Origin of the sequence: uncultured Bradyrhizobium sp. (genome assembly GCF_947648125.1) — a bacterium.
GTDB lineage: Bacteria > Pseudomonadota > Alphaproteobacteria > Rhizobiales > Xanthobacteraceae > Bradyrhizobium.
This window is the reverse complement of record NZ_CANSMR010000036.1, coordinates 39,665-65,479: the sequence shown is the minus strand read 5'-3', so window position 1 is coordinate 65,479 and position 25,815 is coordinate 39,665. Positions and strand designations below refer to the sequence as shown.

Annotated in this window: 27 protein-coding genes; 26 read left to right on the top strand and 1 reads right to left on the bottom strand. The window is 63.5% G+C overall.

Features of this window, described 5'->3' with window-relative positions:
* The 4 genes from rpoB to Q0030_RS36130 form a co-directional block, all read left to right on the top strand.
* Positions 1-2,564: DNA-directed RNA polymerase subunit beta (gene rpoB / locus Q0030_RS36145; protein ID WP_298378475.1), on the top strand; the 2,564-nt coding region annotated here is incomplete at its 5' end.
* Positions 2,565-2,691: 127 nt separating this feature from the next.
* Positions 2,692-6,894 (top strand): DNA-directed RNA polymerase subunit beta', encoded by a 4,203-nt coding sequence (gene rpoC / locus Q0030_RS36140; protein WP_298378471.1) that lies wholly within the window; start codon positions 2,692-2,694, stop codon positions 6,892-6,894.
* Between the two features lie 180 nt (positions 6,895-7,074).
* The gene (locus Q0030_RS36135) at positions 7,075-9,135 is read left to right on the top strand and encodes an FAD-dependent oxidoreductase (RefSeq protein WP_298378468.1); all 2,061 of its coding nucleotides are present in this window, start codon (positions 7,075-7,077) and stop codon (positions 9,133-9,135) included.
* A 216-nt stretch (positions 9,136-9,351) separates the two neighbouring features.
* A complete protein-coding gene (locus tag Q0030_RS36130; RefSeq protein ID WP_298378466.1) occupies positions 9,352-11,385 on the top strand; it encodes an ABC transporter ATP-binding protein in 2,034 nt (677 codons plus the stop codon).
* Between the two features lie 31 nt (positions 11,386-11,416).
* On the opposite strand, the gene Q0030_RS36125 is transcribed toward Q0030_RS36130, so the two are convergent.
* Positions 11,417-12,625, bottom strand: a complete 1,209-nt coding sequence (locus Q0030_RS36125) for an NAD(P)/FAD-dependent oxidoreductase (protein ID WP_298378465.1) — start codon at positions 12,623-12,625, stop codon at positions 11,417-11,419.
* A 700-nt stretch (positions 12,626-13,325) separates the two neighbouring features.
* Here Q0030_RS36125 and rpsL point away from each other — a divergent pair.
* From rpsL to rplR, 22 genes are all read left to right on the top strand, one after another.
* The gene (gene rpsL, locus Q0030_RS36120; protein WP_028168167.1) at positions 13,326-13,697 is read left to right on the top strand and encodes a 30S ribosomal protein S12; all 372 of its coding nucleotides are present in this window, start codon (positions 13,326-13,328) and stop codon (positions 13,695-13,697) included.
* A 15-nt stretch (positions 13,698-13,712) separates the two neighbouring features.
* The gene (rpsG, locus tag Q0030_RS36115) at positions 13,713-14,183 is read left to right on the top strand and encodes a 30S ribosomal protein S7 (protein WP_021081660.1); all 471 of its coding nucleotides are present in this window, start codon (positions 13,713-13,715) and stop codon (positions 14,181-14,183) included.
* A gap of 30 nt (positions 14,184-14,213) precedes the next feature.
* Positions 14,214-16,286, top strand: coding sequence for an elongation factor G (gene fusA / locus Q0030_RS36110; RefSeq protein WP_298378458.1), 2,073 nt, complete (start codon positions 14,214-14,216; stop codon positions 16,284-16,286).
* Between the two features lie 40 nt (positions 16,287-16,326).
* Positions 16,327-17,517, top strand: coding sequence for an elongation factor Tu (tuf, locus tag Q0030_RS36105; protein ID WP_212309666.1), 1,191 nt, complete (start codon positions 16,327-16,329; stop codon positions 17,515-17,517).
* A gap of 94 nt (positions 17,518-17,611) precedes the next feature.
* Positions 17,612-17,920, top strand: a complete 309-nt coding sequence (rpsJ, locus tag Q0030_RS36100) for a 30S ribosomal protein S10 (RefSeq protein ID WP_002712302.1) — start codon at positions 17,612-17,614, stop codon at positions 17,918-17,920.
* A 54-nt stretch (positions 17,921-17,974) separates the two neighbouring features.
* Positions 17,975-18,694 carry a 50S ribosomal protein L3 gene (gene rplC / locus Q0030_RS36095; RefSeq protein ID WP_298378455.1) on the top strand — a complete coding sequence of 240 codons (720 nt, stop codon included), beginning with the start codon at positions 17,975-17,977 and terminating at the stop codon, positions 18,692-18,694.
* Position 18,695: 1 nt separating this feature from the next.
* A complete protein-coding gene (gene rplD / locus Q0030_RS36090; protein ID WP_298378452.1) occupies positions 18,696-19,316 on the top strand; it encodes a 50S ribosomal protein L4 in 621 nt (206 codons plus the stop codon).
* The gene (locus Q0030_RS36085; protein WP_097675075.1) at positions 19,313-19,612 is read left to right on the top strand and encodes a 50S ribosomal protein L23; all 300 of its coding nucleotides are present in this window, start codon (positions 19,313-19,315) and stop codon (positions 19,610-19,612) included. The genes rplD and Q0030_RS36085 overlap by 4 nt, the downstream gene beginning before the upstream one ends.
* A 12-nt stretch (positions 19,613-19,624) precedes the next feature.
* Positions 19,625-20,458 (top strand): 50S ribosomal protein L2, encoded by an 834-nt coding sequence (rplB, locus tag Q0030_RS36080; protein ID WP_021081655.1) that lies wholly within the window; start codon positions 19,625-19,627, stop codon positions 20,456-20,458.
* Between the two features lie 12 nt (positions 20,459-20,470).
* Positions 20,471-20,749, top strand: coding sequence for a 30S ribosomal protein S19 (gene rpsS, locus Q0030_RS36075; RefSeq protein WP_018272137.1), 279 nt, complete (start codon positions 20,471-20,473; stop codon positions 20,747-20,749).
* 10 nt (positions 20,750-20,759) lie between these two features.
* Complete coding sequence (gene rplV, locus Q0030_RS36070) at positions 20,760-21,146, top strand: 50S ribosomal protein L22 (RefSeq protein ID WP_018272136.1); 387 nt, start codon at positions 20,760-20,762, stop codon at positions 21,144-21,146.
* Positions 21,147-21,166: 20 nt separating this feature from the next.
* Complete coding sequence (rpsC, locus tag Q0030_RS36065; protein ID WP_097675076.1) at positions 21,167-21,868, top strand: 30S ribosomal protein S3; 702 nt, start codon at positions 21,167-21,169, stop codon at positions 21,866-21,868.
* A 30-nt stretch (positions 21,869-21,898) separates the two neighbouring features.
* Entirely contained in the window at positions 21,899-22,312 is a 414-nt protein-coding gene (gene rplP, locus Q0030_RS36060; protein WP_016843752.1) for a 50S ribosomal protein L16, read from the top strand.
* Between the two features lie 5 nt (positions 22,313-22,317).
* Positions 22,318-22,524: a 50S ribosomal protein L29 gene (gene rpmC, locus Q0030_RS36055; RefSeq protein ID WP_021081654.1), complete on the top strand. Its 207-nt coding sequence runs from the start codon at positions 22,318-22,320 to the stop codon at positions 22,522-22,524.
* Between the two features lie 10 nt (positions 22,525-22,534).
* A complete protein-coding gene (gene rpsQ, locus Q0030_RS36050; RefSeq protein WP_092114991.1) occupies positions 22,535-22,783 on the top strand; it encodes a 30S ribosomal protein S17 in 249 nt (82 codons plus the stop codon).
* A gap of 75 nt (positions 22,784-22,858) precedes the next feature.
* Positions 22,859-23,227, top strand: a complete 369-nt coding sequence (gene rplN, locus Q0030_RS36045; RefSeq protein ID WP_011473865.1) for a 50S ribosomal protein L14 — start codon at positions 22,859-22,861, stop codon at positions 23,225-23,227.
* Positions 23,227-23,541: a 50S ribosomal protein L24 gene (gene rplX, locus Q0030_RS36040; RefSeq protein ID WP_050402253.1), complete on the top strand. Its 315-nt coding sequence runs from the start codon at positions 23,227-23,229 to the stop codon at positions 23,539-23,541. The genes rplN and rplX overlap by 1 nt, the downstream gene beginning before the upstream one ends.
* Complete coding sequence (gene rplE / locus Q0030_RS36035) at positions 23,534-24,091, top strand: 50S ribosomal protein L5 (RefSeq protein WP_097675079.1); 558 nt, start codon at positions 23,534-23,536, stop codon at positions 24,089-24,091. Before rplX ends, rplE begins: the two co-directional genes overlap by 8 nt.
* Before the next feature lie 46 nt (positions 24,092-24,137).
* Positions 24,138-24,443 carry a 30S ribosomal protein S14 gene (rpsN, locus tag Q0030_RS36030; RefSeq protein WP_029081762.1) on the top strand — a complete coding sequence of 102 codons (306 nt, stop codon included), beginning with the start codon at positions 24,138-24,140 and terminating at the stop codon, positions 24,441-24,443.
* Between the two features lie 16 nt (positions 24,444-24,459).
* Positions 24,460-24,858, top strand: coding sequence for a 30S ribosomal protein S8 (rpsH, locus tag Q0030_RS36025; protein ID WP_021081651.1), 399 nt, complete (start codon positions 24,460-24,462; stop codon positions 24,856-24,858).
* 14 nt (positions 24,859-24,872) lie between these two features.
* Positions 24,873-25,406 carry a 50S ribosomal protein L6 gene (rplF, locus tag Q0030_RS36020; protein WP_092114986.1) on the top strand — a complete coding sequence of 178 codons (534 nt, stop codon included), beginning with the start codon at positions 24,873-24,875 and terminating at the stop codon, positions 25,404-25,406.
* An 11-nt stretch (positions 25,407-25,417) separates the two neighbouring features.
* Complete coding sequence (gene rplR, locus Q0030_RS36015; RefSeq protein ID WP_029081760.1) at positions 25,418-25,777, top strand: 50S ribosomal protein L18; 360 nt, start codon at positions 25,418-25,420, stop codon at positions 25,775-25,777.
* The last annotated feature ends 38 nt before the right edge of the window (positions 25,778-25,815 follow it).

The following is a 25,815-nucleotide window of genomic DNA, read 5'->3' as shown; positions in this document are numbered from 1 at the left end:
AGCTGTCGCAGTTCATGGACCAGACCAACCCGCTGTCGGAGATCACCCACAAGCGGCGCCTGTCGGCGCTTGGCCCGGGCGGTCTGACCCGCGAGCGTGCCGGCTTCGAAGTCCGCGACGTGCATCCGACGCATTACGGCCGTATCTGCCCGATCGAAACGCCGGAAGGTCCGAACATCGGCCTGATCAACTCGCTGGCGACCTTCGCGCGCGTCAACAAGTACGGCTTCGTCGAGACGCCCTATCGCAAGATCAAGGACGGCCGCGTCACCGACGAGGTGGTCTATCTGTCGGCGATGGAAGAGGGCCGCTACCGCGTCGCGCAGGCCAACGTGCCGCTCGACGCCAAGGGCCGCTTCACCGACGACCTCGTGGTCTGCCGTCATGCCGGCGAAGTGCTGCCGGTGACGCCGGACAAGGTCGACTACATGGACGTGTCGCCGAAGCAGCTGGTTTCGGTGGCCGCGGCGCTGATCCCGTTCCTCGAGAACGACGATGCCAACCGCGCGCTGATGGGCTCGAACATGCAGCGCCAGGCGGTGCCGCTGGTTCGCGCCGAGGCGCCGTTCGTCGGCACCGGTATGGAAGGCGTGGTCGCCCGTGACTCGGGCGCGGCGATCGCCGCGCGCCGTTCGGGCGTGATCGACCAGATCGACGCCACCCGCGTCGTGATCCGCGCCACCGAAGATCTCGATCCGACCAAGTCGGGCGTCGATATCTACCGGCTGATGAAGTACCAGCGCTCGAACCAGTCGACCTGCATCAACCAGCGTCCGCTGGTGAAGGTTGGCGACATCGTCAAGAAGGGCGACATCATCGCTGACGGTCCGTCGACCGATCTCGGCGAGCTCGCGCTCGGCCGCAACGTGCTGGTCGCGTTCATGCCGTGGAACGGCTACAACTTCGAAGACTCGATCCTGCTCTCCGAGCGGATCGTGAAGGACGACGTGTTCACTTCGATTCATATCGAAGAATTCGAAGTGATGGCCCGCGACACCAAGCTCGGGCCTGAGGAAATCACCCGCGACATTCCGAACGTCTCGGAAGAAGCGCTGAAGAACCTCGACGAAGCCGGTATCGTCTACATCGGTGCGGAAGTCCGCGCCGGCGACATCCTGGTCGGCAAGATCACGCCGAAGGGCGAGAGCCCGATGACGCCGGAAGAGAAGCTGCTCCGCGCCATCTTCGGCGAGAAGGCCTCCGACGTCCGCGACACCTCGCTGCGCGTGCCTCCGGGCGTGCAGGGCACCATCGTGGAAGTCCGCGTGTTCAACCGCCACGGCGTCGACAAGGACGAGCGTGCGCTGGCGATCGAACGGGAAGAGATCGAGCGTCTGGCCAAGGACCGCGACGACGAGCAGGCGATTCTGGACCGCAACGTCTACAACCGCCTCGCCGAGCTCCTGGAGAACCGCCAGGGCATCGCCGGCCCGAAGGGCTTCAAGAAGGATACCAAGATCACCCGTGCGGTGCTCGACGAGTATCCGAAGTCGCAGTGGTGGCTGTTCGCCTCGCCGAACGACAAGCTGATGGCCGAGATCGAGGCGATGCGGAAGCAGTACGACGAGTCGAAGAAGGGCCTCGAGCAGCGCTTCCTCGACAAGGTCGAGAAGCTGCAGCGTGGCGACGAGTTGCCGCCCGGCGTGATGAAGATGGTCAAGGTCTTCGTCGCGGTGAAGCGCAAGATCCAGCCCGGCGACAAGATGGCCGGCCGTCACGGCAACAAGGGCGTGGTGTCGAAGATCGTGCCGATCGAGGACATGCCGTTCCTCGAGGACGGTACCCACGCCGACATCGTGCTCAATCCGCTCGGCGTGCCCTCGCGCATGAACGTCGGTCAGATCCTTGAGACCCATCTCGGTTGGGCCTGCGCCGGCCTCGGCAAGCGCATCGGCCAGACCATCGACGCCTACTATCAGAAGCAGGATCTCAAGCCGCTGCGCGAGACCCTGAAGAAGATCTATGGCGAGGATGAAACCATCAAGTCGCTGAACGACATCGAGCTGGTCGAACTCGGCCGCAATCTGAGCCACGGCGTGCCGATCGCAACGCCGGTGTTCGACGGCGCCAAGGAAGCCGACATCGAGGAGATGCTGAAGCTCGCGGGCTTCGACGCCTCCGGCCAGTCGACCGTCTATGACGGCCGCACCGGCGATGCGTTCGATCGCAAGGTGACGATGGGCTACATCTACATGCTCAAGCTGCACCATCTCGTGGACGACAAGATCCACGCGCGTTCGATCGGCCCGTACTCGCTCGTCACCCAGCAGCCGCTGGGCGGCAAGGCGCAGTTCGGCGGCCAGCGCTTCGGCGAAATGGAGGTCTGGGCGCTGGAAGCCTACGGCGCCGCCTACACGCTGCAGGAAATGCTGACCGTGAAGTCGGACGACGTCGCCGGCCGTACCAAGGTGTACGAGGCGATCGTGCGCGGCGACGACACTTTCGAGGCCGGTATTCCGGAATCGTTCAACGTGCTGGTCAAGGAAATGCGCTCGCTCGGCCTCAACGTCGACCTGCACAATTCCAAGGTGGGACCGGCGCCGACGTCGGAAGCGGCCGAGTAACGCTGAGATTTACGCCCGGCGCGAAAGCGCCGGGCCTTCGCGCTCCGCTCGGACGTTGAGTGGGGCGCGCGTTGAATAAAACTTTCGAATTTGCTGCCGGTGACGATCGGCACGCGAGGAGAAGACCATGAATCAAGAGATTATGAATCTTTTCAATCCGACGACGCCGGCTCAGGTCTTCGACCAGATCCGGATTTCGATCGCGTCTCCGGAGAAGATTCTGTCCTGGTCCTACGGCGAGATCAAGAAGCCGGAGACCATCAACTACCGCACCTTCAAGCCGGAGCGTGACGGCCTGTTCTGCGCGCGCATCTTCGGGCCGATCAAGGACTACGAGTGCTTGTGCGGCAAGTACAAGCGGATGAAGTACAAGGGCATCATCTGCGAGAAGTGCTCGGTCGAGGTGACGCTGTCGCGCGTCCGGCGCGAGCGCATGGGCCATATCGAGCTGGCGGCGCCGGTCGCCCACATCTGGTTCCTGAAGTCGCTGCCGTCGCGCATCGGCCTGTTGCTCGACATGACGCTGAAGGATCTAGAGCGGATCCTGTACTTCGAATACTACGTCGTTCTCGAGCCGGGTCTCACCGCGCTGAAGGACCGTCAGCTGCTGTCGGAAGACGAGTATCTGAAGGCGCAGGACGAGTACGGCCAGGACAGCTTCACCGCCATGATCGGCGCGGAGGCGATCCGCGAGTTGCTGAAGGGGCTCGAGCTCGAGAAGCTCGAGGCGACGCTGCGTGCCGACATGGCGGAGACTGACTCCGACATCAAGCACAAGAAGCTCGCCAAGCGTCTGAAGATCGTCGAGGCGTTCCGCGTCTCCGGCAACAAGCCGGAATGGATGATCATGACGGTCGTGCCGGTGATCCCGCCGGACCTGCGTCCGCTGGTGCCGCTCGACGGTGGCCGGTTCGCGACCTCGGACCTCAACGACCTGTATCGCCGCGTCATCAACCGCAACAACCGCTTGAAGCGGCTGATGGAGCTGCGTGCGCCCGACATCATCATCCGCAACGAAAAGCGCATGCTGCAGGAGGCCGTCGACGCGCTGTTCGACAACGGCCGCCGCGGCCGCGTCATCACCGGCGCCAACAAGCGCCCGCTGAAGTCGCTCGCCGACATGCTGAAGGGCAAGCAGGGCCGGTTCCGCCAGAACCTGCTCGGCAAGCGCGTCGACTATTCGGGCCGTTCGGTGATCGTGGTCGGTCCCGAGCTGCGCCTGCATCAGTGCGGCCTGCCGAAGAAGATGGCGCTCGAGCTGTTCAAGCCGTTCATCTACTCGCGGCTCGACGCCAAGGGTCTGTCCACCACGGTGAAGCAGGCCAAGAAGCTGGTCGAGAAGGAGCGTCCGGAGGTCTGGGATATCCTCGATGAGGTGATCCGCGAGCATCCGGTGCTGCTCAACCGCGCGCCGACGCTGCACCGGTTGGGCATCCAGGCGTTCGAGCCGGTGCTGATCGAAGGCAAGGCGATCCAGCTGCATCCGCTGGTCTGCGCCGCCTTCAACGCCGACTTCGACGGCGACCAGATGGCCGTGCACGTTCCGCTGTCGCTCGAAGCGCAGCTGGAAGCGCGCGTCCTGATGATGTCGACCAACAACATCCTGCATCCGGCGAACGGCCAGCCGATCATCGTGCCGTCGCAGGACATCGTGCTCGGCCTCTACTACGTCTCGATCATGCGCGAAGGCCTGCCCGGCGAGGGCAAAATCTTCGGCGACATGGCCGAGCTCGAGCACGCCCTGCATTCGAAGGTCATCCACCTCCACACCAAGATCAAGTACCGGTGGGAAGGCCTCGATGAGGAAGGCAAGATGTCCAAGCGGTGGATCGAAACCACCGCGGGCCGTGTCATGCTCGGCAACCTGCTGCCGAAGAGCACCAAGATCTCGTACGACATCATCAACAAGCTGATGACCAAGCGCGAGATCTCCGGCGTGATCGACCAGGTCTACCGTCACTGCGGTCAGAAGGAGACGGTGATCTTCTGCGACCGCATCATGGCGCTCGGCTTCTACAACGCCTTCAAGGCGGGCATCTCGTTCGGCAAGGACGACATGGTCGTGCCGGCGTCGAAGTGGAAGATCGTGGACCAGACCCGTACGCTCGCGAAGGATTTCGAGCAGCAGTACAATGACGGCCTGATCACCCATGGCGAGAAGTACAACAAGGTCGTCGACGCCTGGTCGAAGGCCGGTGAAGAAGTCGCCAAGGCGATGATGAAGGAGATCTCGTCCACCAAGAAGACGGCGGCGGGCGCGGATGCCGACATCAACTCGATCTACATGATGGCGCACTCCGGTGCGCGTGGTTCGCCGGCCCAGATGCGCCAGCTCGCCGGCATGCGCGGCCTGATGGCCAAGCCGTCGGGCGAGATCATCGAGACGCCGATCATTTCCAACTTCAAGGAAGGTCTGTCGGTGCTCGAGTACTTCAACTCGACCCACGGCGCCCGCAAGGGCCTCGCGGACACCGCGTTGAAGACCGCGAACTCCGGCTACCTGACCCGCCGTCTGGTCGACGTCGCGCAGGACTGCATCATCACGCAGACCGATTGCGGCACCACGCTCGGCATCAAGATGCGCGCCATCGTCGATGCCGGCACGGTCGTTGCCTCGCTCGGCTCGCGCATCCTGGGCCGCACGGCCTGCGACGACGTGCGCGATCCCGCCACCAACGAGGTCATCATCAAGCGTGACACGTTGATGGAGGAGACCCATGTCGACGCGATCCAGCAGGCCGGCATCCAGGAAGTGAAGATCCGCTCGGCGCTGACCTGCGAGCTGATCAACGGCATCTGCGCCAAGTGCTACGGCCGCGATCTGGCCCGCGGCACCCCGGTCAACCACGGTGAGGCCGTCGGCGTCATCGCGGCGCAGTCGATCGGTGAACCCGGCACGCAGCTGACGATGCGCACGTTCCACATCGGCGGCGCGGCGCAGCTCAACGAGCAGTCGTTCGTCGAATCGAACTTCGACGGCAAGATCGTGATCCGGAACAAGGCCATCGCCCGCAATAGCGAAGGCAACCTGGTCGCGATGGTGCGCAACATGGTCGTTGCGATCGTCGATGCCGACGGCACCGAGCGTGCAACCCACCGTATTCAGTACGGTTCGAAGATGCACGTCGACGAGGGCGACATGGTCAAGCGTGGCCAGCGCATCGCGGAGTGGGACCCCTATACCCGCCCGGTGCTCACCGAAGTCGAGGGCACGATCGGGTTCGAGGACCTGGTCGAAGGCCAGTCGATCTCGGAAACGCTCGACGAATCGACCGGTATCGCCAAGCGCGTGGTCATCGACTGGCGCACGACGCGCGGCGGTTCGGACCTGCGTCCGGCCATCGTGGTCAAGGGCAAGGACGGCAAGGTGATGAAGCTCGCGCGTGGCGGCGATGCCCGCTACATGCTGTCGGTCGACGCCATTCTGTCGGTCGACACCGGCGCGAAGGTGATGCCCGGCGACATCCTGGCGCGTATCTCGACCGAGAGCGCCAAGACGCGTGACATCACCGGCGGTCTGCCGCGGGTGGCGGAACTGTTCGAGGCTCGCAAGCCGAAGGATGCGGCGATCATCGCGGAGACCGCGGGAACGATCCGCTTCGGCCGCGACTACAAGAACAAGCGCCGCATCTCGATCGAGCCGATGGACAAGACCGAGGAGCCGCGCGAGTACCTGATCCCGAAGGGCAAGCACATCCACCTTCAGGACGGCGACATCGTCGAAAAGGGCGATTTCATCGTCGAAGGCAATCCGGCGCCGCACGACATCCTGGCGATCAAGGGCATCGAGGAACTCGCTGCCTATCTGGTCAACGAAATCCAGGAGGTCTACCGGTTGCAGGGCGTGCTCATCAACGACAAGCACATCGAGGTGATTGTCCGTCAGATGCTGCAGAAGGTCGAGGTCACCGATCAGGGCGACACCGACATGATCTCGGGCGAGCAGGTCGACAAGATCGAGTTCGACGCGCTCAACACCAAGGCCAAGGAGGAGGGCAAGAAGCCCGCCACGGGTACGCCGGTTCTGCTCGGCATCACCAAGGCGAGCTTGCAGACCCGCTCCTTCTTCTCGGCGGCGTCGTTCCAGGAGACCACGCGCGTGCTCACCGAAGCGGCCGTCAACGGCAAGGTGGACCCGCTCGAAGGCCTCAAGGAGAACGTCATTGTCGGCCGCCTGATCCCGGCCGGCACCGGCGCCTCGATGGCGCGGATTCGCGAAGTCGCGGTCAAGCGCGACAAGCTGATCCTTGACGAGCGCGAGAAGCAGCAGGCGGCGATCGTGCCGACGGCTCCGGAAGCGGAGCCGCTGGCGCTGCCGCCGGCGGAATAGGCATCCGCAAGACTACGGGTGCGACGAGAAGGCCGGCGTTCTGCCGGCCTTTTTGTTGCTTTCTTGCCTTGCTGCGGTGCAGGGACGCAGTTTGTTCATCTTCCCTTCAGGCAAAAAAGTGCCTTTGCTAGGGTGACTTAGACCGGCTGTTTGGCTCGTGCCGGAGACGACGGAATCGATATGCTCGACTTGGCGATTGTAGGCGGCGGCCCTGGGGGGCTGATGAGCGCCTGGTACCTGAAGCGCAAACTCGGCGACCTCTGCCGCATCACCATCTTCGAGGCGTCGAACCGTCTCGGCGGCAAGATCGTCACGCGCAAATTCGACAGCGCGCCTGCGATGTACGAGGCCGGCGTCGCCGAGATCTACGATTACTCGATGACGGGACCCGACCCGCTGCGCGAGCTGATCCAGCATTTCGGCCTGCAGACCATCCCGATGGATGCCGAGCAGGTGCAACTCGACGGCGAACTGCTGGCCGACGTTCCCGGCATGCGCCGCAAATACGGCGCGAAGACCGCGGCCGCGATCGAGGCGTTCCGCAAGCGCTGCAGCGAGCTGGTGTCGCCGATCGAGTATTACGAGGGCGTCGGCGCTCACGACAACGAGCATCCGTGGGCCTACAAGACCGCCGAGCAGATCCTCGACGAAGAGGTCGAGGACGTGACCGCCAAGCGGTTCTTCAAGGTGATGGCGCGCTCCGACCTCGCGACCGAGAGCCACAACACCAACGGCCTCAATGCGCTGAAGAACTACGTGATGGATGTCGACGGCTATATCGGCCTGTATTCGATCCAGAACGGCAACGAGCAGCTGATCGATTGCCTGCGCTCCGAGGTGAGCGCCGACATCCAGCTCAACCATCGCGTGCTCAAGGTCGGCAAGACCGCTGCCGGCCGCTACCAGCTCAACATGATGAACGGCAAGGGGCCGGAGACGCGCGACTTCGACCTCGTGCTGGTCTGCCTGCCGCACTCCTGGCTCGCGACCATGCGCTGGGACGGCGAACAGCTGCGCAAGTCGATGGTCAAGCACGTCGCCTATTTCGATCGTCCGGCGCACTATCTGCGCGTCTCGATCCTGTTCGACGAGCCGTTCTGGGGTGAGAAGATCCCGGGCGCCTGGTTCATGTCGGAAGCGTTCGGCGGCTGCTGCGTCTACAATGAGGGCGCGCGCCACGATGTCGGCAAGCACGGCGTGCTGAACTGGCTGATCGCCGGCTCGGACGCGCTCGCCTTCGCCAATCTCAGCGACGAGGAACTGATCGACGCCGCGCTGAAGTCGCTGCCGGCCTCGCTCGGCGATGCGCGCGCGCATTTCCTCGAGGGCAAGACCCATCGCTGGCTGTCGTCGGTCAACGCGCTGCCGGGCGGCCTGCCGGTGCGCGACGTCATGATCAACCACCGCCCCGATCCAAAGGAGCACCCCGGCATCGTGGTGGTCGGCGACTATCTGTTCGATTCGACACTGAACGGGCTGCTCGATTCCTCCGATGCTGCGACCGACATCATTGTCACTGAGATGATGCGGCTGCGCCGCGCCCGCGCGCAGGACGAAGGCACGCTGTCCGACAAGATCGACCGCAACTATTTCGAGAATTATCGCGGCGCCGGTCCCTACAGCGAAGCCTGGCGCAACTTCACCGACCCGGCCTATCTGACCGACCTGATCAAGACGGTCTGGGGCAGGGCGAAGGGCTACAAGCTGCTGATCGCCGGCTCCGCCAGCGGCGAGCTGGTCGGCGCGCTGCGCGAGCGGGGCATCGATGCCTGGGGCATCGAGAACAACCGCTACATCCATGGCAAGACGCCGAAGGCGCTCAAGAAGTACAACAAGTTCGGCTCGATCGCCGACATGCCGTTCAAAGACAATGAGTTCGACTTCGTGTTCGAGACCTCGCTGTGCCATCTCGGGGAGAAGCAGGTCGTGCGCGGGGTGCGCGAGCTCAACCGCGTGGTCAAGACCGGCGTCGTGTTCGCGTCGGTGACCTCGGACATGGCGCCGGCGGTGATCGACCGCTACGACCTGCTGCGCGGCGTGAAGAAGCTCGGCACCTGGTGGGAATGGTCGGAATTGTTCTTCGGCAACGGCTTCGACCTGTCGATGCACCGTCGCGACTGCACCGATGCGCTGTGGACGTTGACGCTTGCCGCCAACAAGGGGCCGGGGCAGTGGTACGCCGACTCCGACAGCCTGCGCTATTCCTTCTTCGACAAGGTCGAGGCGGATCACGACGACTGACGGCACCGGCTCGCGGTTCTTGTGCAAGGCGAGCGGCCCCGCGTCAACAACGTTCAAACGGCGCCCGTGCCGTGATCCCGAATCGACGGGACCGCGCGGGGCGCCGTTCCAAACGCTTTGCCGAATTCATTGTGATCGCATAGGATTGTACCAGCAGCATTCGCCGCTGCGGTTTCGATTTGCGGTCATGCCGGCCGTGGAGCATCGGTTGGTTTCATGGCGCCAAGACCTCCTGCATCAGACGATCCGAATCGATCGGCGGCCGACGATCCCGAGCTGAAGAAAAAGTCTGCGGCCGCGGCGGGTCCGCCCGTGGCAACGGCCTCCGCCAAGCCAGCCGCCGCGCCGGCCGATGACGACGATGATGATGAGGACGACGAGTTCGAGCTCGACGACGATGATGACGAGGACCTCGTCGTCTTCACCGCCAAGGAAGCCGCCGGCGCGCTCTCCACGATCTTTAGCTTCGTCAAGCCGATCCTGACGAACTACAGGAAGCCGTTGGCATTCGTCGCCTTCGGCGTGCTGGTCGAGACGTTGTTCAACGTCATCATGCCGCTCAGCCTGAAATTCCTGATCGACGACGCGCTCGGCGAGGAGGATTTCCAGGCCCTTTACAAGATTCTCGGCGTACTCGCGGTCGCCGGTATCGTCACCTCGATCATCGCGGTCTGGTACGAGCGCTGGGATGCGCGGCTTGGCGCGGGCATCATCGCCGACGTCCGGACCCGCATCTTCGACCACGTCCAGAACCTGCCGTCGGCCTATTTCGCGCGCACCAAGCGCGGCGAGATCCTGTCGCGCTTCTCGATCGATCTGTCGGCCTTCGAGGGCTCGATCAAGACCTTCGCCAACAGCGCGGCGCTGCCAGGCTTCGAGCTGATCGCCGGCATCATCCTGATGCTGTTCCTGAACTGGCAGCTTGCCGTGGTCGCCTTGCTGGTGTTTCCCATCACCCTGATCGGGCCGCGCATCCTGACGCCGAAGGCGGTGCAGGCCAATTACGAGCAGAAGCAGAACGAGGCGGCGCTGCTCGGCATGGTGCAGGAGAACGTCGCCGCGCAGGCGGTAGTGAAGGCGTTCAATCTGCAGCGCCGGGCGCTCGGCTGGTTCACGCTGCGCAACCGCGACGTCCGCGCCAAGGCCGCCTCAGCGATGTTCCTGTCGACCATGGTGGAGCGCACCGTCACCATTTCGGTGCTGCTGCTCCACCTCGTGGTGCTGGCGATCGGCGCCTATCTCGCCACCAAGGGGCAGATCACGGTCGGCACCTTCGTGACCTTCGAGAGCGCATTCTGGGAGGTGTCGTACAACATCGGCCATCTCATGCATTTCATCCCGGTGTCGATCCAGTCGGCGGCGGCGGTGCGGCACATCCAGGAGCTGCTCGACGAACCGACCCGCGGCGCCGACCGTCCCGGTGCGCCGGATCTGCCGCGCATCACCAACGATATCTCCTTCGACCGCGTCACCTTCCAGTATGAGGGGGCGCGGACGCCGGTGCTCGACAATCTCAGCCTCAAGCTCAATGCCGGCAAGAGCATTGCGATCGTCGGTCCCAGCGGTTCCGGCAAGAGCACGCTGATCAACCTGATCCTGCGGCTGTACGTGCCCGACGAGGGCCGCGTCGCCATCGACGGCGTCGACATCCGCCGGGTGACACGCGAGTCGCTGCGGGCCAGCATGGCGGTCGTGTTCCAGGAGAACATGCTGTTCAACATGTCGATCCGCGAGAACATCCGGCTCGGCAAGGAAGGGGCCACCGACGCGGAGGTCGAGGACGCCGCGAAGAAAGCCGAGATCCATCGCTACATCATGAGCCTGCCGCAGCGCTACGACACGCCGGTCGGCGAGCGCGGCGATACCTTGTCCGGCGGCCAGCGCCAGCGCATCGCGATCGCGCGCGCGATCATCCGCAACCCGTCCGTGCTGCTGCTCGACGAGGCGACCTCGGCGCTCGACCAGACCACGGAGGCGGCGATCAACCGCACGCTGCTCAAGGTCGCCGAGGGCCGCACCATGATCTGGTCGACGCACCGTTTGACCTCGGTGGTCGAGATGGACGAGATCATCGTGATCGCCGGCGGCAGGGCGATCGAACGCGGTTCGCATGAGGAGCTGCTGGCCAAGAACGGCGTCTACCGCAAGCTGTGGGACGACCAGGGGCATAAGCATCACGACGCGGACGATGAGGATGACGACGACGCGGACGATGATGAAGACGATGAGGATGAGGACGAGGAGGCGTGATATCCGCCCCGTTGCTCATGACGTCCGAGGGCTACGCCCTGTCCGCTGCATGCGGACGTTGCCGGAAGTGATTGGCCTGCCGGGTCGCTGACGCCGCCTGCGGGCGCTGCAGCCGGCGCAGCGAGCCCCGGCCGAGATAGCCGAGGAAGCGCGCCCAGCGCTGGGCCTGCCAGTAGAGCCCGCTGCCGATCGACACCTCGCGGAAGTTGAACGCCTTGGCGTTCGACCAGGCGTCGCATTCCGTCTTGACCGGATCGTCGTAGAACGCCGTGATCTTCTCCTCGCCCATGCCGTCGCTCGCAAGCCAGGCCGGGATGTGGACGTTGCAGAGCTGGGACACGTCGGTGAACACCTTGTCGGTTCCGGTGCCGGTGACGGGGCAGGTGCTGGCGAAGGCGTCGCCGACCAGCACGACGCCGGCCTGCCGATAGCCAGTGCTGACATAGACGTCGGCGGGCCTGATCTTGATGTCGCCGGCGACGTCGAATTCGCCGGTGAGTCGGCGCAGCCGCGGCAGCGCGGCATTCAGCGTCTCGACCGGATTGCGCCGCATCGCGCGCAGCCACGGATCGTCGGCCTGGCGATAGGTGAAGAGGTTGGCGCGCATCCGGTTTCCGACCGGAAACAGCGTGATGTAGGGGATGCGGTCGCTCGGCCGCTCCGAGAAGTAGGTCATGGCCGCGAACGGGAAGGCGGGGCGGCCGACCGGGACGAAATCGAAGCCGATCGAGATCGAGTGGCAGAAGCTGGTCACCAGCCGCTCGATGCCGAGCATCCGGCGCAGCCCGACATTCAGGCCGTTGGCGAGCACCACGAGGCGCGCCGAAATCTCCTCGCCGCCCGACAGCACCAGCCGCTGCCGCTCGGAGCTGGCGGCGACATTGACGACCTTGTCGCGGACGAATTCCGCCGGCCCGGCGATCTCGGCTCGAATCGCGGTGATCAGTGCGTCATACATGATGCCGTATTGCCGGCTCGGCTGCCGGTCGAGCAGATGGCCGAATCGCGCGATCCAGTTCTCGCCATCCAGCGTCGCCGTGCGCAGCACGGATTCGGCAAGGCCGGTCCGGGCGAATCGCGCGAGCTGGAGGTCGCCGCCGATCTTTTCGACGCGGAAGTCGAACGGATAGACCCGATAGGGGTCGACCAGGACGGTCGGTATCCCGGCACGGCCGAGCATGGCGGCCGCGGTCGAGCCCGCAAGACCTCCGCCGATGATCGCGATGTCGGTGTACTTCATGACGCTTTCCGTGGCCGTAGACCGCAATTTTTGCGCTGCGAATGGCAAATAAAGGCTTAGTTTCGAATTTCGCCTTCAGGTCCAAGTTGGGGAGAATTGTTTCTGATCATATTTTACCCGGATATAATATGATTCCGCTGACGTGCCACAGATTCGGACTGGGCGAGGGGAGTCGCAGACGTCGTCATATTTCGACGCCCCGATGAGCGCCGCGAAATGCGAAATCTGCAAGCGCCAGAGGCGTTTCTTTGCTTGCCGTTTTGCTTGACTTCACTATCTCTCGCTTATACAAGGCGCTCACTTAACGACAGGCGGTGAGCTACGCCAGCGTCGGAACGGAACACCCCAAGGCCCTTTTTCAGGCGCCGGACGGGCACCAACCTCGACGAATGCCGCTCAAACGCTGTCGATAATAGCTAGGCAATGCCAGGACGATTTTGGTTCTCTTGAGCACGTCCTCTTGAGAGTGAATTCGGATGCATGACCTCGGTGGCGGGCCGGACAGCGAACGCTGAACGGTTCGGAATCGCGGTCCTCTGTGGCGTCGATGCGCTTTCCGCTCAGTGATGAGAGGTTGGCGCGATTTCGCTTTGCGCGGTCGTTTGTTCCGCGTCGAGCGGGCCGTACGGGACGGCTAGTCCTGAGAAGAAATTTGCGGAGCCATTCAAGGTTTCCGCGCGAACTAAAGGGTGAAGGCTGCATGCCGACGATCAACCAGCTGATCGCAAAACCACGTGAAGTGCAGAAGTCGCGCAAGAAGGTGCCGGCGCTGCAGCAGTCGCCGCAGAAGCGCGGCGTGTGCACGCGCGTCTACACCACGACCCCGAAGAAGCCGAACTCGGCGCTTCGTAAGGTCGCCAAGGTGCGCCTGACCAACGGCTTCGAGGTGATCGGCTACATCCCGGGTGAAGGCCATAACCTGCAGGAGCACTCGGTGGTCATGATCCGCGGCGGTCGCGTCAAGGACTTGCCCGGCGTGCGCTACCACATCCTCCGTGGCGTGCTGGATACCCAGGGCGTCAAGAACCGTAAGCAGCGTCGTTCGAAGTACGGCGCGAAGCGTCCGAAGTAAGCGGGAAACGATCAGATGTCGCGTCGCCATTCTGCTGAGAAGCGTGAAGTTCTTCCGGATCCGAAGTTCGGGAACATCATCATTACGAAGTTCATGAACTCGGTGATGTACGCCGGGAAGAAGTCGGTCGCCGAAAACATCGTCTACGGTGCGCTCGGCATGATCGAGGCCAAGACCAAGCAGCCGCCGCTCGGCGTGTTCGAGCAGGCGCTCGAGAACGTGATGCCGACCATCGAGGTTCGTTCCCGCCGCGTCGGCGGCGCGACCTACCAGGTGCCGGTGGAAGTTCGTTCTGTGCGCCGTCAGGCGCTCGGCATCCGCTGGCTGATCTCGGCCGCCCGTGAGCGCAACGAGAAGACCATGACGGAGCGCCTCTCGGCCGAGCTGCTCGACGCCTCGAACAATCGCGGCAACGCCGTCAAGAAGCGTGAAGACGTGCACCGGATGGCGGAAGCCAACCGCGCCTTCTCGCACTATCGCTGGTAACGGCGAAACACGGAATTTAAGGAACAGCCTATGCCTCGCGTTCATGCCATAGAGAACTACCGCAACTTCGGTATCATGGCGCATATCGACGCCGGTAAGACCACGACCACCGAGCGCATCCTGTATTACACCGGCAAGAGCCACAAGATCGGCGAAGTGCACGAAGGTGCTGCGACGATGGACTGGATGGAGCAGGAGCAGGAGCGTGGCATCACGATCACCTCGGCTGCGACCACCGCGTTCTGGAACGGCAAGCGTCTGAACATCATCGACACGCCCGGCCACGTCGACTTCACCATTGAGGTCGAGCGTTCGCTGCGCGTGCTCGACGGCGCCGTTTGCGTGCTTGACTCCAACCAGGGCGTCGAGCCGCAGACCGAGACCGTCTGGCGCCAGGGCGACAAGTACAAGGTTCCGCGCATCGTCTTCGCCAACAAGATGGACAAGACCGGCGCCGACTTCTTCAAGTGCCTGTCCGACATCGTCGACCGCCTCGGCGCCAAGCCGATCGCGATCCAGCTGCCGATCGGTGCCGAGAACAACTTCAAGGGTCTCGTCGACCTCGTCCTCATGAAGGGCATCATCTGGAACGATGAATCGCTCGGCGCCAAGTTTGACTATGTCGACATTCCGGAAGACATGATCGAGCAGGCCAAGGAATATCGCGAGAAGATGGTGGAAGCCGCTGTCGAGCTCGACGACGATGCTCTGGCTGCCTTCCTCGACGGCAAGGAGCCGGACGAGGCGACCCTGAAGCGCCTGATCCGCAAGGCCGTGCTGACCGGCGCGTTCTATCCGGTGCTGTGCGGCTCCGCGTTCAAGAACAAGGGCGTGCAGCCGCTGCTCGACGCCGTCGTCGACTATCTGCCGTCGCCGATCGACGTGCCCGCGATCAAGGGCATCGACGATGACGGCAACGAAGTCGTGCGCAAGGCGGACGACAAGGAGCCGCTGGCGCTGCTCGCATTCAAGATCATGGACGACCCGTTCGTCGGCACCATCACCTTCTGCCGCATCTATTCCGGCGTCCTGCAGTCGGGCACCGGCGTGGTGAACTCGACCCGCGACAAGAAGGAGCGGATCGGGCGGATGCTGTTGATGCATGCGAACAACCGCGAAGACATCAAGGAAGCCTATGCCGGCGACATCGTCGCGCTGGCTGGCCTCAAGGAAGCGCGCACCGGTGACACGCTGTGCGATCCCGACAAGCCGGTCATTCTCGAGAAGATGGAATTCCCGGAGCCGGTGATCGAAATCGCGATCGAGCCGAAGTCGAAGGCCGACCAGGAAAAGCTGGGCGTGGCGCTGGCGAAGCTCGCCGCAGAGGATCCGTCGTTCCGCGTGTCGACCGACCAGGAGTCCGGCCAGACCATCCTCAAGGGCATGGGCGAACTGCATCTCGACATCAAGGTCGACATCCTCAAGCGCACCTACAAGGTCGATGCCAACATCGGCGCGCCGCAGGTGGCGTTCCGCGAGCGCGTGACCAAGAAGGCCGAAGTCAAGTACACGCACAAGAAGCAGACCGGCGGTACCGGTCAGTTCGCCGAAGTGTCGATCGTCGTCGAGCCGAACGAGCCCGGCAAGGGCTATGAGTTCGAATCGAAGATCGTCGGCGGCGCGGTGCCGAAGGAATACATCCCCGGCGTCGAAAAGGGCCTCAACAGCGTGATGGGCTCCGGTGTCGTTGCGGGCTTCCCGGTGGTGGATGTCAAGGTGCAGCTGGTCGACGGCAAGTATCACGACGTCGACTCGTCGGCACTGGCCTTCGAAATCGCGTCGCGCGCCGCGTTCCGCGAGGCGCTGACGAAGGGCAAGTCCGTTCTGCTCGAGCCGATCATGAAGGTCGAGGTGGTGACCCCGGAAGACTACACCGGTTCGGTCATCGGCGACCTGAATTCCCGGCGCGGCCAGATCCAGGGCCAAGACATGCGCGGCAACGCCAACGTCATCAACGCGATGGTGCCGCTCATGAACATGTTCGGTTACGTGAACAACCTGCGCTCGATGAGCCAGGGTCGCGCGACCTTCACAATGCAGTTCGATCACTACGCCGAAGCACCGGCGAACGTGTCGGCTGAAGTCCAGAAAAAGTTTGCTTGATTGTCGTTGGTTAGCAACTAACGACTGAACGGAGAGTCAAATGGCCAAAGCAAAATTCGAGCGTAACAAGCCCCACTGCAACATCGGCACCATCGGTCACGTCGACCATGGCAAGACCTCGCTGACCGCAGCGATCACCAAGGTGCTTGCAGAGACCGGCGGCGCGACGTTCACCGCCTACGACCAGATCGACAAGGCGCCGGAAGAGAAGGCGCGCGGCATCACGATCTCGACCGCTCACGTCGAGTACGAGACGAAGAACCGCCACTACGCCCACGTCGACTGCCCCGGCCACGCCGACTACGTCAAGAACATGATCACCGGTGCCGCCCAGATGGACGGCGCGATCCTGGTCGTGTCGGCTGCTGACGGCCCGATGCCGCAGACTCGCGAGCACATCCTGCTCGCCCGCCAGGTCGGCGTGCCCGCGCTCGTCGTGTTCCTGAACAAGTGCGACATGGTCGACGATCCGGAGCTGCTCGAACTCGTCGAGCTCGAGGTCCGTGAGCTGCTCTCGAAGTACGAATTCCCGGGCGACAAGATCCCGATCATCAAGGGCTCGGCGCTCGCCGCCCTCGAAGACAAGGACAAGACGCTCGGCCACGATGCCATCCTCGAGCTGATGCGCAATGTCGACGAGTACATCCCGCAGCCGGAGCGCCCGATCGACCAGCCGTTCCTGATGCCGGTTGAAGACGTGTTCTCGATCTCGGGTCGCGGCACCGTCGTCACCGGCCGTGTCGAGCGCGGCATCATCAAGGTCGGCGAGGAAATCGAGATCGTCGGTATCCGCGACACCCAGAAGACCATCGTCACCGGCGTCGAAATGTTCCGCAAGCTGCTCGATCAGGGCCAGGCCGGCGACAACATCGGTGCGCTGCTCCGCGGCACCAAGCGCGAGGAAGTCGAGCGTGGCCAGGTGCTGTGCAAGCCCGGTTCGGTCAAGCCGCACACCAAGTTCAAGGCTGAGGCCTACATCCTCACCAAGGAAGAGGGCGGTCGTCACACCCCGTTCTTCACCAACTACCGTCCGCAGTTCTACTTCCGCACCACCGACGTGACCGGCGTTGTGCACCTGCCCGAAGGCACCGAGATGGTGATGCCGGGCGACAACATCGCGATGGAAGTGCACCTGATCGTGCCGATCGCGATGGAAGAGAAGCTGCGCTTCGCGATCCGCGAAGGCGGCCGCACCGTCGGCGCCGGCGTCGTCGCCGCCATCATCGAGTAAGGGTGGATCAGTCAGTTTGCAGCGGGTGGGTTTGCCCACCCGCCGCTCACCACTCGCTATTCGCTAATTGAGCGACGAAGAAAGAGATACGGCAATGAACGGCCAAAACATTCGCATCCGTCTCAAGGCGTTCGACCATCGAATCCTCGATACGTCGACCCGTGAGATCGTGAACACGGCGAAGCGCACCGGTGCGCAGGTTCGCGGACCGATTCCGCTGCCGACCCGCATCGAGAAGTTCACCGTCAACCGTTCGCCGCACGTTGACAAGAAGAGCCGCGAGCAATTCGAGATGCGCACTCACAAGCGCCTCCTCGACATTGTCGACCCGACCCCGCAGACCGTCGATGCGCTGATGAAGCTCGACCTGGCCGCCGGTGTCGACGTCGAGATCAAGCTCTAAGGTTTTGGATTTTTACGTCCGCCGCTTGCGGACAGAAAGACAGGAAGCACGCCGATGCGCTCCGGAGTGATCGCACAGAAGGTCGGGATGACGCGGGTCTTTACGGAGACCGGCGAGCATATCCCTGTGACCGTGCTGAAGTTGGGCAACTGCCAGGTGCTGGGCCACCGCACGACCGAGAAGAACGGCTATGTCGCTCTTCAGCTCGGCTCGGGCGCCCGCAAGACGGTGTACATGCCGAAGGCCGAACGCGGCCAGTTCGCGGTCGCCAAGGTCGAGCCGAAGCGCAAGGTTGCCGAGTTCCGCGTGTCCGAGGACGCGCTGATCCCGGTCGGCGCGGAAATCCAGGCGGACCATTTCGTGGTCGGCCAGTTCGTCGACGTAACCGGCACCTCGATCGGTAAGGGTTTCGCCGGCGGCATGAAGCGCTGGAATTTCGGCGGTCTGCGCGCCACCCACGGTGTGTCGATCTCGCACCGTTCGATCGGTTCGACCGGTGGCCGTCAGGACCCCGGCAAGACCTTCAAGAACAAGAAGATGCCCGGTCACATGGGCGTCGACCGCATCACCACGCTCAATCTGCGCGTGGTTTCGACCGACGTCGAGCGCGGCCTGATCCTCGTCGAAGGCGCCGTTCCCGGCTCCAAGGGCGGCTGGATCTCGGTGCGCGACGCCGTCAAGAAGCCGCTGCCGAAGGAAGCTCCGAAGCCCGGCAAGTTCAAGGTTGCCGGCGGCGAGGCTGCTGAGGCTTCGGCCGAGAAGGAGGGGGTGTGAGATGGAACTGAAAGTCACCACCCTTGAAGGCAAGGACGCCGGATCTGTCCAGCTCTCGGACGCGATCTTCGGCCTCGAGCCCCGCGCCGACATCATTCAGCGCTGCGTGCAGTGGCAGCTGAACAAGCGTCAGGCCGGTACGCACAAGGCCCAGGGCCGCGCCGACGTCTGGCGCACCGGCAAGAAGATGTACAAGCAGAAGGGCACCGGCGGCGCCCGTCACGGCTCGGCCCGCGTGCCGCAGTTCCGCGGCGGTGGCCGTGCCTTCGGTCCGGTGGTTCGCTCCCATGCGACCGATCTGCCGAAGAAGGTGCGCGCGCTCGCGCTGAAGCATGCGCTGTCGGCCAAGGCCAAGGACGGCGGGCTGATCGTGATCGACAATGCGCAGCTCGAGGCCGCCAAGACCAAGGCTCTGCTCGGTCACTTCTCGGGCCTCGGCCTGACCAACGCGCTGATCATCGACGGCGCCGAGCTGAACAACGGTTTCGCGACCGCGGCTCGCAACATCCCGAACATCGACGTGCTGCCGATCCAGGGCATCAACGTCTACGACATTCTCCGCCGCCAGAAGCTGGTGCTGACCAAGGCTGCGGTTGATGCGCTGGAGGCGCGCTTCAAATGAAGAACATCGATCCGCGCCACTACGACGTCATCATCTCGCCGGTCGTGACCGAAAAGGCGACGCTCGCCTCCGAGCACAACAAGGTGCTGTTCAAGGTCGCGGCCAAGGCGACCAAGCCGCAGATCAAGGAAGCGGTCGAGAAGCTGTTCGACGTCAAGGTGAAGAGCGTCAACACTCTCGTTCGCAAGGGCAAGACCAAGGTGTTCCGCGGCAATCTCGGCTCGCAGTCGGACTCCAAGCGCGCGATCGTGACCCTTGAAGAGGGCCACCGCATCGACGTGACTACCGGACTATAAGGCGCAACGACGATGGCATTGAAAACCTACAATCCCACGACGCCGGGCCAGCGCCAGCTGGTCATGGTCGATCGTTCGGCGCTCTACAAGGGCAAGCCGGTGAAGACCCTGACCGAGGGCAAGCTCGGCAATGGCGGTCGCAACAACACCGGTCGCATCACCGTGCGTTTCCGCGGCGGCGGCCACAAGAAGGCCTACCGCACCGTCGACTTCCGCCGCGACAAGGTGGACATGCCGGCGGTCGTGGAGCGGCTGGAGTACGATCCGAACCGCACCGCGTTCATCGCGCTGATCAAGTATCAGGACGGCGAGCTGGCCTACATCCTGGCGCCGCAGCGTCTGGCGGCGGGCGACACCGTCGTCGCCGGCAACTATGTCGACGTCAAGCCGGGCAACGTCATGCCGCTCGGCAACATGCCGGTCGGCACGATCGTGCACAACATCGAGCTGAAGATCGGCAAGGGCGGCCAGCTGGCGCGCTCCGCCGGCACCTATGCCCAGATCGTCGGCCGCGACCAGGACTACGTGATCGTCCGCCTGAACTCGGGCGAGCAGCGTCTCGTGCACGGCCGTTGCCGCGGCACGATCGGCGCGGTCTCGAACCCCGATCACATGAACATCTCGATCGGCAAGGCCGGTCGTACCCGCTGGCTCGGCTGGCGTCCGCACAACCGCGGCGTCGTCATGAACCCGATCGATCACCCGCACGGCGGTGGTGAAGGTCGTACCTCGGGCGGTCGTCACCCGGTTACTCCGTGGGGCAAGCCGACCAAGGGCAAGAAGACCCGCACCAACAAGTCGACCAACAAATTCATTCTCCTCAGCCGCCACAAGCGGAAGAAGTAAGGAACGCCGGACATGGTTCGTTCAGTCTGGAAAGGCCCGTTCGTCGAGGGTTCTCTGCTCAAGAAGGCAGATGCCGCGCGCGCGTCCGGCCGTCACGACGTCATCAAGATCTGGAGCCGTCGCTCCACCATCCTGCCGCAGTTCGTCGGCCTGACCTTCGGTGTCTACAACGGCCAGAAGCATGTGCCGGTGGCGATCAACGAGGAAATGGTGGGTCACAAGTTCGGCGAGTTCTCGCCGACCCGGACCTTCCACGGCCACTCGGGCGACAAGAAAGCCAAGAAGGCTTGAGGAATAGACGATGAGCAAACCAAAGCGCGAACGTAGCCTCGCGGACAATGAGGCCAAGGCCGTCGCCCGCATGCTGCGCGTCAGCCCGCAGAAGCTCAACCTGGTGGCGCAGCTGATCCGCGGCCGCAAGGCTTCGGCTGCGCTCGCCGACCTGCAGTTCTCGCGCAAGCGGATCGCGGTCGACGTCAAGAAGTGCCTGGAATCGGCGATCGCGAACGCCGAGAACAACCATGACCTCGATGTCGACGATCTCGTCGTTGCCGAGGCGCATGTCGGCAACGGCATCGTGATGAAGCGTTTTGCTCCGCGCGGCCGTGGCCGTTCGGGCCGTGTGTTCAAACCGTTCTCGCACCTGACCATCGTGGTTCGTCAGGTCGAGGCCGAGGCAAGCGCCTAAGAAGGGCGCAGGAGAAGACGATGGGTCAAAAGATCAATCCAATCGGGCTGCGTCTCGGCATCAACCGGACCTGGGACTCCCGTTGGTTCGCCGGCAAGCAGGAATACGGCAAGCTGCTGCACGAGGACGTCAAGATCCGCGAGATCCTGCACAAGGAGCTCAAGCAGGCGGCCGTCGCCCGCATCGTGATCGAGCGCCCGCACAAGAAGTGCCGCGTGACGATCCACTCGGCCCGTCCGGGCGTCGTGATCGGCAAGAAGGGCGCCGACATCGACAAGCTGCGCAAGAAGGTTGCCGACATCACCTCGTCGGACGTCGTGATCAACATCGTCGAAATCCGCAAGCCGGAGCTCGACGCAACCCTGGTCGCTGAATCGATCGCCCAGCAGCTCGAGCGCCGCGTTGCGTTCCGCCGCGCCATGAAGCGCGCCGTGCAGTCGGCGATGCGTCTCGGTGCCGAGGGCATCCGCATCAACTGCTCGGGCCGTCTCGGCGGCGCCGAAATCGCGCGCATGGAGTGGTACCGCGAAGGTCGCGTGCCGCTTCACACGCTGCGCGCCGACGTCGACTACGGCGTTGCCACCGCGTTCACGACCTTCGGCACCTGCGGCGTCAAGGTCTGGATCTTCAAGGGCGAGATCCTCGAGCACGATCCGATGGCCCAGGACAAGAAGATGGCCGAGGGCGACAGCACGCCGCGTTCGCGCCGCGACGCCGCTTGAGGCAAAGCAGGAATTTGAGGGCTTAAAGCCATGATGCAACCTAAGAAGACGAAGTTCCGGAAGGCGCATAAGGGCCGTATCCACGGCGTTGCGACCTCTGGCGCGACGTTGGCGTTCGGCCAGTTCGGCCTGAAGGCGATGGAGCCTGAGCGCGTCACCGCCCGTCAGATCGAAGCCGCCCGCCGCGCGCTGACCCGTCACATGAAGCGCGCCGGCCGCGTCTGGATCCGGGTGTTCCCGGACGTGCCGGTGTCGAAGAAGCCCGCCGAAGTCCGCATGGGCTCCGGCAAGGGTGCGCCTGAATTGTGGGTGGTCCGGATCAAGCCGGGCCGCGTGATGTTCGAGATCGACGGCGTGCCGGTGCAGACCGCCAAGGAGGCGCTGTCGCTCGCCGCCGCCAAGCTGCCGATCAAGACGCGCTTCGTTGCGCGCATTGCGGAGTAATCGCCATGGCCGAGATGAAAGTTGAAGACATTCGCGCGATGAGCGACGACCAGCGGGAAGACGCGGTCCTTAACCTGAAGAAGGAACGCTTCAACCTACGTTTCCAGCGCGCCACCGGGCAGCTGGAGAATACCTCGCGGATGCGGGAAGCCCGCCGCGATATCGCTCGTATCAAGACCATCGCCGCGCAGCTGCGCGCGAAGAAGAAGTAAGGGGCCAGCTATGCCGAAACGTACTCTGCAGGGCGTGGTCGTCAGCGACAAGCAAGCCAAGACCGTGGTGGTGCGCGTCGATCGCCGCTTCACCCACCCGATCTACAAGAAGACGATCCGCCGTTCCAAGAACTACCACGCGCACGACGAGGACAATCAGTTCAAGCCGGGCGACATGGTCTGGATCGAGGAATCGAAGCCGATCTCGAAGCTGAAGCGCTGGACCGTGGTCCGGGGCGAACACAAGAAAACGGCCTGATTACTTCGGCCTGGCCGAAGATATTCAGGGAAATTTTGGGCGCGCTAAAGCGCAGAAAGAGGACGAGGTGCATCAATGATTCAGATGCAGACCAACCTCGACGTGGCCGATAATTCAGGCGCACGCCGTGTCATGTGCATCAAGGTTCTTGGAGGTTCCAAGCGCCGCTATGCCACCGTGGGCGACGTTATCGTTGTGTCGATCAAGGAAGCCATTCCGCGTGGCAAGGTGAAGAAGGGCGACGTGATGAAGGCCGTCGTGGTCCGGGTCCGCAAGGACATCCGCCGCGCCGACGGTTCGGTCATCCGTTTCGACCGCAACGCCGCCGTGCTGATCAACAATCAGTCCGAGCCGGTCGGCACCCGTATCTTCGGGCCGGTGCCGCGCGAGCTGCGCGCCAAGAACCACATGAAGATCATTTCGCTTGCGCCGGAGGTGCTGTGATGGCTGCCAAGATCCGCAAGGGCGACAAGGTGATGGTGCTCACCGGCCGCGACAAGGGTCGCACCGGCGAGGTGTTCGAGGTGCGTCCGGACGAGAACAAGGCTCTCGTTCGCGGCATCAACATGGTGAAGCGTCACCAGAAGCAGAGCCAGACCCAGGAAGGCGGCATCATCTCCAAGGAGATGCCGATCGACCTGTCCAACATTGCGTATGTCGGCAAGGACGGAAAGCCGACCCGCATTGGGTTCAAGATTCAGGCCGATGGCAAGAAGGTTCGTGTTGCCAAGAGCTCGGGAGCAGAGATCGATGGCTGAGACAGCTTACACGCCGCGCCTGCGCGCGGAGTATGACAAGAAGATCCGCGGCATGATGACCGAGAAGTTCGGTTATGCCAACGTGATGCAGGTTCCGCGCCTCGACAAGGTCGTGCTCAACATGGGCGTGGGCGATTCCGTCAACGACCGCAAGAAGGCCGAGACCGCTGCCGCCGAGCTGAGCCAGATCGCCGGCCAGAAGGCGATCGTGACCTATTCGCGGATCGCGATTGCGACCTTCAAGCTGCGTGAGAACCAGCCGATCGGCTGCAAGGTCACGCTGCGCAAGGCCCATATGTACGAGTTCATCGACCGCCTGGTGAACGTGGCGCTGCCCCGCGTCCGCGACTTCCGCGGCCTGAACCCGAAGAGCTTCGACGGCCGTGGCAACTATTCGCTCGGCATCAAGGAGCACATCATTTTCCCCGAGATCGACTTCGACAAGGTCTCGGAAGCGCGTGGCATGGACATCACGGTCTGCACCACCGCCAAGACCGACGACGAGGCACGCGCCTTGTTGACCGCTTTCAATTTCCCGTTCCGGCAGTGAGTAGCTGAGCCAAAGCCACTCAAACGCGGATACCCAGGAGCCAAGCATGGCAAAGAAGAGTTCGATCGAGAAGAACAACCGGCGCAAGCGGATGGCGAAGAACGCTGCCCCGCAGCGTGAGAAGCTGAAGGCGATCATCGCCGACAAGACCAAGCCGATGGAAGAGCGCTTCGCGGCGACGCTGAAGCTCGCCGAGATGCCGCGCAACTCGTCGCCGACGCGCATCCGCAACCGTTGCGAGCTGACCGGGCGTCCGCGCTCGAACTATCGCAAGAACAAGCTCTCGCGCATCGCGCTGCGTGAACTCGGCTCCAAGGGCCTGGTTCCCGGCCTCGTGAAGTCGAGCTGGTAAGGGGAGGGTCGGAACAATGTCTACGCACGATCCGATCAGCGATCTCATCACCCGCATCCGCAACGCGCAGATGCGTTCGAAGTCCAAGGTCTCGAGCCCCGGCTCGAAGATGCGCGCCAACGTGCTCGAAGTGCTGAAGTCCGAGGGTTACATCCGCGGCTACGCCAGCGTCGAGCATGCGTCGGGCCGCAGCGAGCTCGAGATCGAGCTGAAGTATTTCGACGGCGAGCCCGTCATCCGCGAGATCGAGCGGGTGTCGAAGCCGGGCCGCCGCGTTTACGCCTCGGTGAAGAACCTGCCGCGCGTGAACAACGGTCTCGGCATTTCGGTGTTGTCGACGCCGAAGGGAATCATGGCTGACCACGAGGCGCGCGACGCCAACGTGGGCGGCGAAGTTCTCTTCACGGTGTTCTGAGGAAGGATTTTACGATGTCACGTATCGGCAAAAGGCCGGTGGCGATCCCGTCGGGTGTGACGGCAAGCGTCGAGGGCCAGACGGTGAAGGTGAAGGGGCCGAAGGGCCAGCTTCAGTTCGTCGTGCATGACGACGTCGAGGTGAAGTTCGAGAACGGCCAGGTCAAGGTCGCTCCGCGCGTCAAGACCAACCGCGCGCAGGCGATGTACGGCACCGCGCGCGCGCAGGTCGCCAACCTCGTCGAGGGCGTCACCAAGGGCTTCGAGAAGAAGCTCGAGATCACCGGCGTCGGCTACCGCGCCGCGATGCAGGGCAAGAACCTGCAGCTCGCGCTCGGCTACAGCCACGACGTGGTCTACGCGATCCCGGAAGGCATCACCATCGCGGTGCCGAAGCCGACCGAGATCACGATCACCGGCAACGATCCGCAGCGCGTCGGCCAGGTCGCCGCCGAGATCCGCGCCTACCGTCCGCCGGAGCCCTACAAGGGCAAGGGCGTGAAGTACGCCAACGAATTCATCTTCCGCAAGGAAGGCAAGAAGAAGTAACGGAGCCGGTCATGTCACTCAAGGTTACGAATGCCCGGCGCAAGCAGCGCGTCCGCCTTGCGCTTCGCCGCTCGGCAGGCGGCCGTCCGCGGCTGTCGGTGTTCCGCTCGTCCAAGCACATCTACGCCCAGGTCATCGACGACCAGAAGGGCGAGACGCTCGCGTCCGCCTCGTCGCTGGAGAAGAACCTGCGCGACGCCGGCAAGACCGGCGCCGACATCGATGCGGCGAAGGCCGTCGGCAAACTGCTGGCGGAACGCGCGGCGCAGAAGGGTGTCAAGGAAGTCGTGTTCGATCGCGGCGCCTACATCTATCACGGGCGCGTCAAGGCGCTCGCGGATGCGGCGCGCGAAGGCGGGTTGAGCTTCTAAACTTTACGAACGATTACAGGATAGAGGCGTAAGGCCTC

Bases quoted from the DNA above. Each gene is read 5' to 3' on its own strand.
- Q0030_RS36135 (WP_298378468.1), top strand. From the start codon at position 7,075: ATGCTCGACTTGGCGATTGTAGGCGGCGGCCCTGGGGGGCTGATGAGC.
- rpsH (WP_021081651.1), top strand. From the start codon at position 24,460: ATGTCTACGCACGATCCGATCAGCGATCTCATCACCCGCATCCGCAAC.
- rpsQ (WP_092114991.1), top strand. From the start codon at position 22,535: ATGCCGAAACGTACTCTGCAGGGCGTGGTCGTCAGCGACAAGCAAGCC.
- rpsN (WP_029081762.1), top strand. From the start codon at position 24,138: ATGGCAAAGAAGAGTTCGATCGAGAAGAACAACCGGCGCAAGCGGATG.
- rpsS (WP_018272137.1), top strand. From the start codon at position 20,471: ATGGTTCGTTCAGTCTGGAAAGGCCCGTTCGTCGAGGGTTCTCTGCTC.
- rplF (WP_092114986.1), top strand. From the start codon at position 24,873: ATGTCACGTATCGGCAAAAGGCCGGTGGCGATCCCGTCGGGTGTGACG.
- rplN (WP_011473865.1), top strand. From the start codon at position 22,859: ATGATTCAGATGCAGACCAACCTCGACGTGGCCGATAATTCAGGCGCA.
- rplX (WP_050402253.1), top strand. From the start codon at position 23,227: ATGGCTGCCAAGATCCGCAAGGGCGACAAGGTGATGGTGCTCACCGGC.
- rplB (WP_021081655.1), top strand. From the start codon at position 19,625: ATGGCATTGAAAACCTACAATCCCACGACGCCGGGCCAGCGCCAGCTG.
- rpsC (WP_097675076.1), top strand. From the start codon at position 21,167: ATGGGTCAAAAGATCAATCCAATCGGGCTGCGTCTCGGCATCAACCGG.
- Q0030_RS36130 (WP_298378466.1), top strand. From the start codon at position 9,352: ATGGCGCCAAGACCTCCTGCATCAGACGATCCGAATCGATCGGCGGCC.
- Q0030_RS36125 (WP_298378465.1), bottom strand. From the start codon at position 12,625: ATGAAGTACACCGACATCGCGATCATCGGCGGAGGTCTTGCGGGCTCG.
- rplV (WP_018272136.1), top strand. From the start codon at position 20,760: ATGAGCAAACCAAAGCGCGAACGTAGCCTCGCGGACAATGAGGCCAAG.
- rplE (WP_097675079.1), top strand. From the start codon at position 23,534: ATGGCTGAGACAGCTTACACGCCGCGCCTGCGCGCGGAGTATGACAAG.
- rpsG (WP_021081660.1), top strand. From the start codon at position 13,713: ATGTCGCGTCGCCATTCTGCTGAGAAGCGTGAAGTTCTTCCGGATCCG.
- rpsL (WP_028168167.1), top strand. From the start codon at position 13,326: ATGCCGACGATCAACCAGCTGATCGCAAAACCACGTGAAGTGCAGAAG.
- rplR (WP_029081760.1), top strand. From the start codon at position 25,418: ATGTCACTCAAGGTTACGAATGCCCGGCGCAAGCAGCGCGTCCGCCTT.
- rplD (WP_298378452.1), top strand. From the start codon at position 18,696: ATGGAACTGAAAGTCACCACCCTTGAAGGCAAGGACGCCGGATCTGTC.
- tuf (WP_212309666.1), top strand. From the start codon at position 16,327: ATGGCCAAAGCAAAATTCGAGCGTAACAAGCCCCACTGCAACATCGGC.
- rpsJ (WP_002712302.1), top strand. From the start codon at position 17,612: ATGAACGGCCAAAACATTCGCATCCGTCTCAAGGCGTTCGACCATCGA.
- rpoC (WP_298378471.1), top strand. From the start codon at position 2,692: ATGAATCAAGAGATTATGAATCTTTTCAATCCGACGACGCCGGCTCAG.
- Q0030_RS36085 (WP_097675075.1), top strand. From the start codon at position 19,313: ATGAAGAACATCGATCCGCGCCACTACGACGTCATCATCTCGCCGGTC.
- rplP (WP_016843752.1), top strand. From the start codon at position 21,899: ATGATGCAACCTAAGAAGACGAAGTTCCGGAAGGCGCATAAGGGCCGT.
- rplC (WP_298378455.1), top strand. From the start codon at position 17,975: ATGCGCTCCGGAGTGATCGCACAGAAGGTCGGGATGACGCGGGTCTTT.
- rpmC (WP_021081654.1), top strand. From the start codon at position 22,318: ATGGCCGAGATGAAAGTTGAAGACATTCGCGCGATGAGCGACGACCAG.
- fusA (WP_298378458.1), top strand. From the start codon at position 14,214: ATGCCTCGCGTTCATGCCATAGAGAACTACCGCAACTTCGGTATCATG.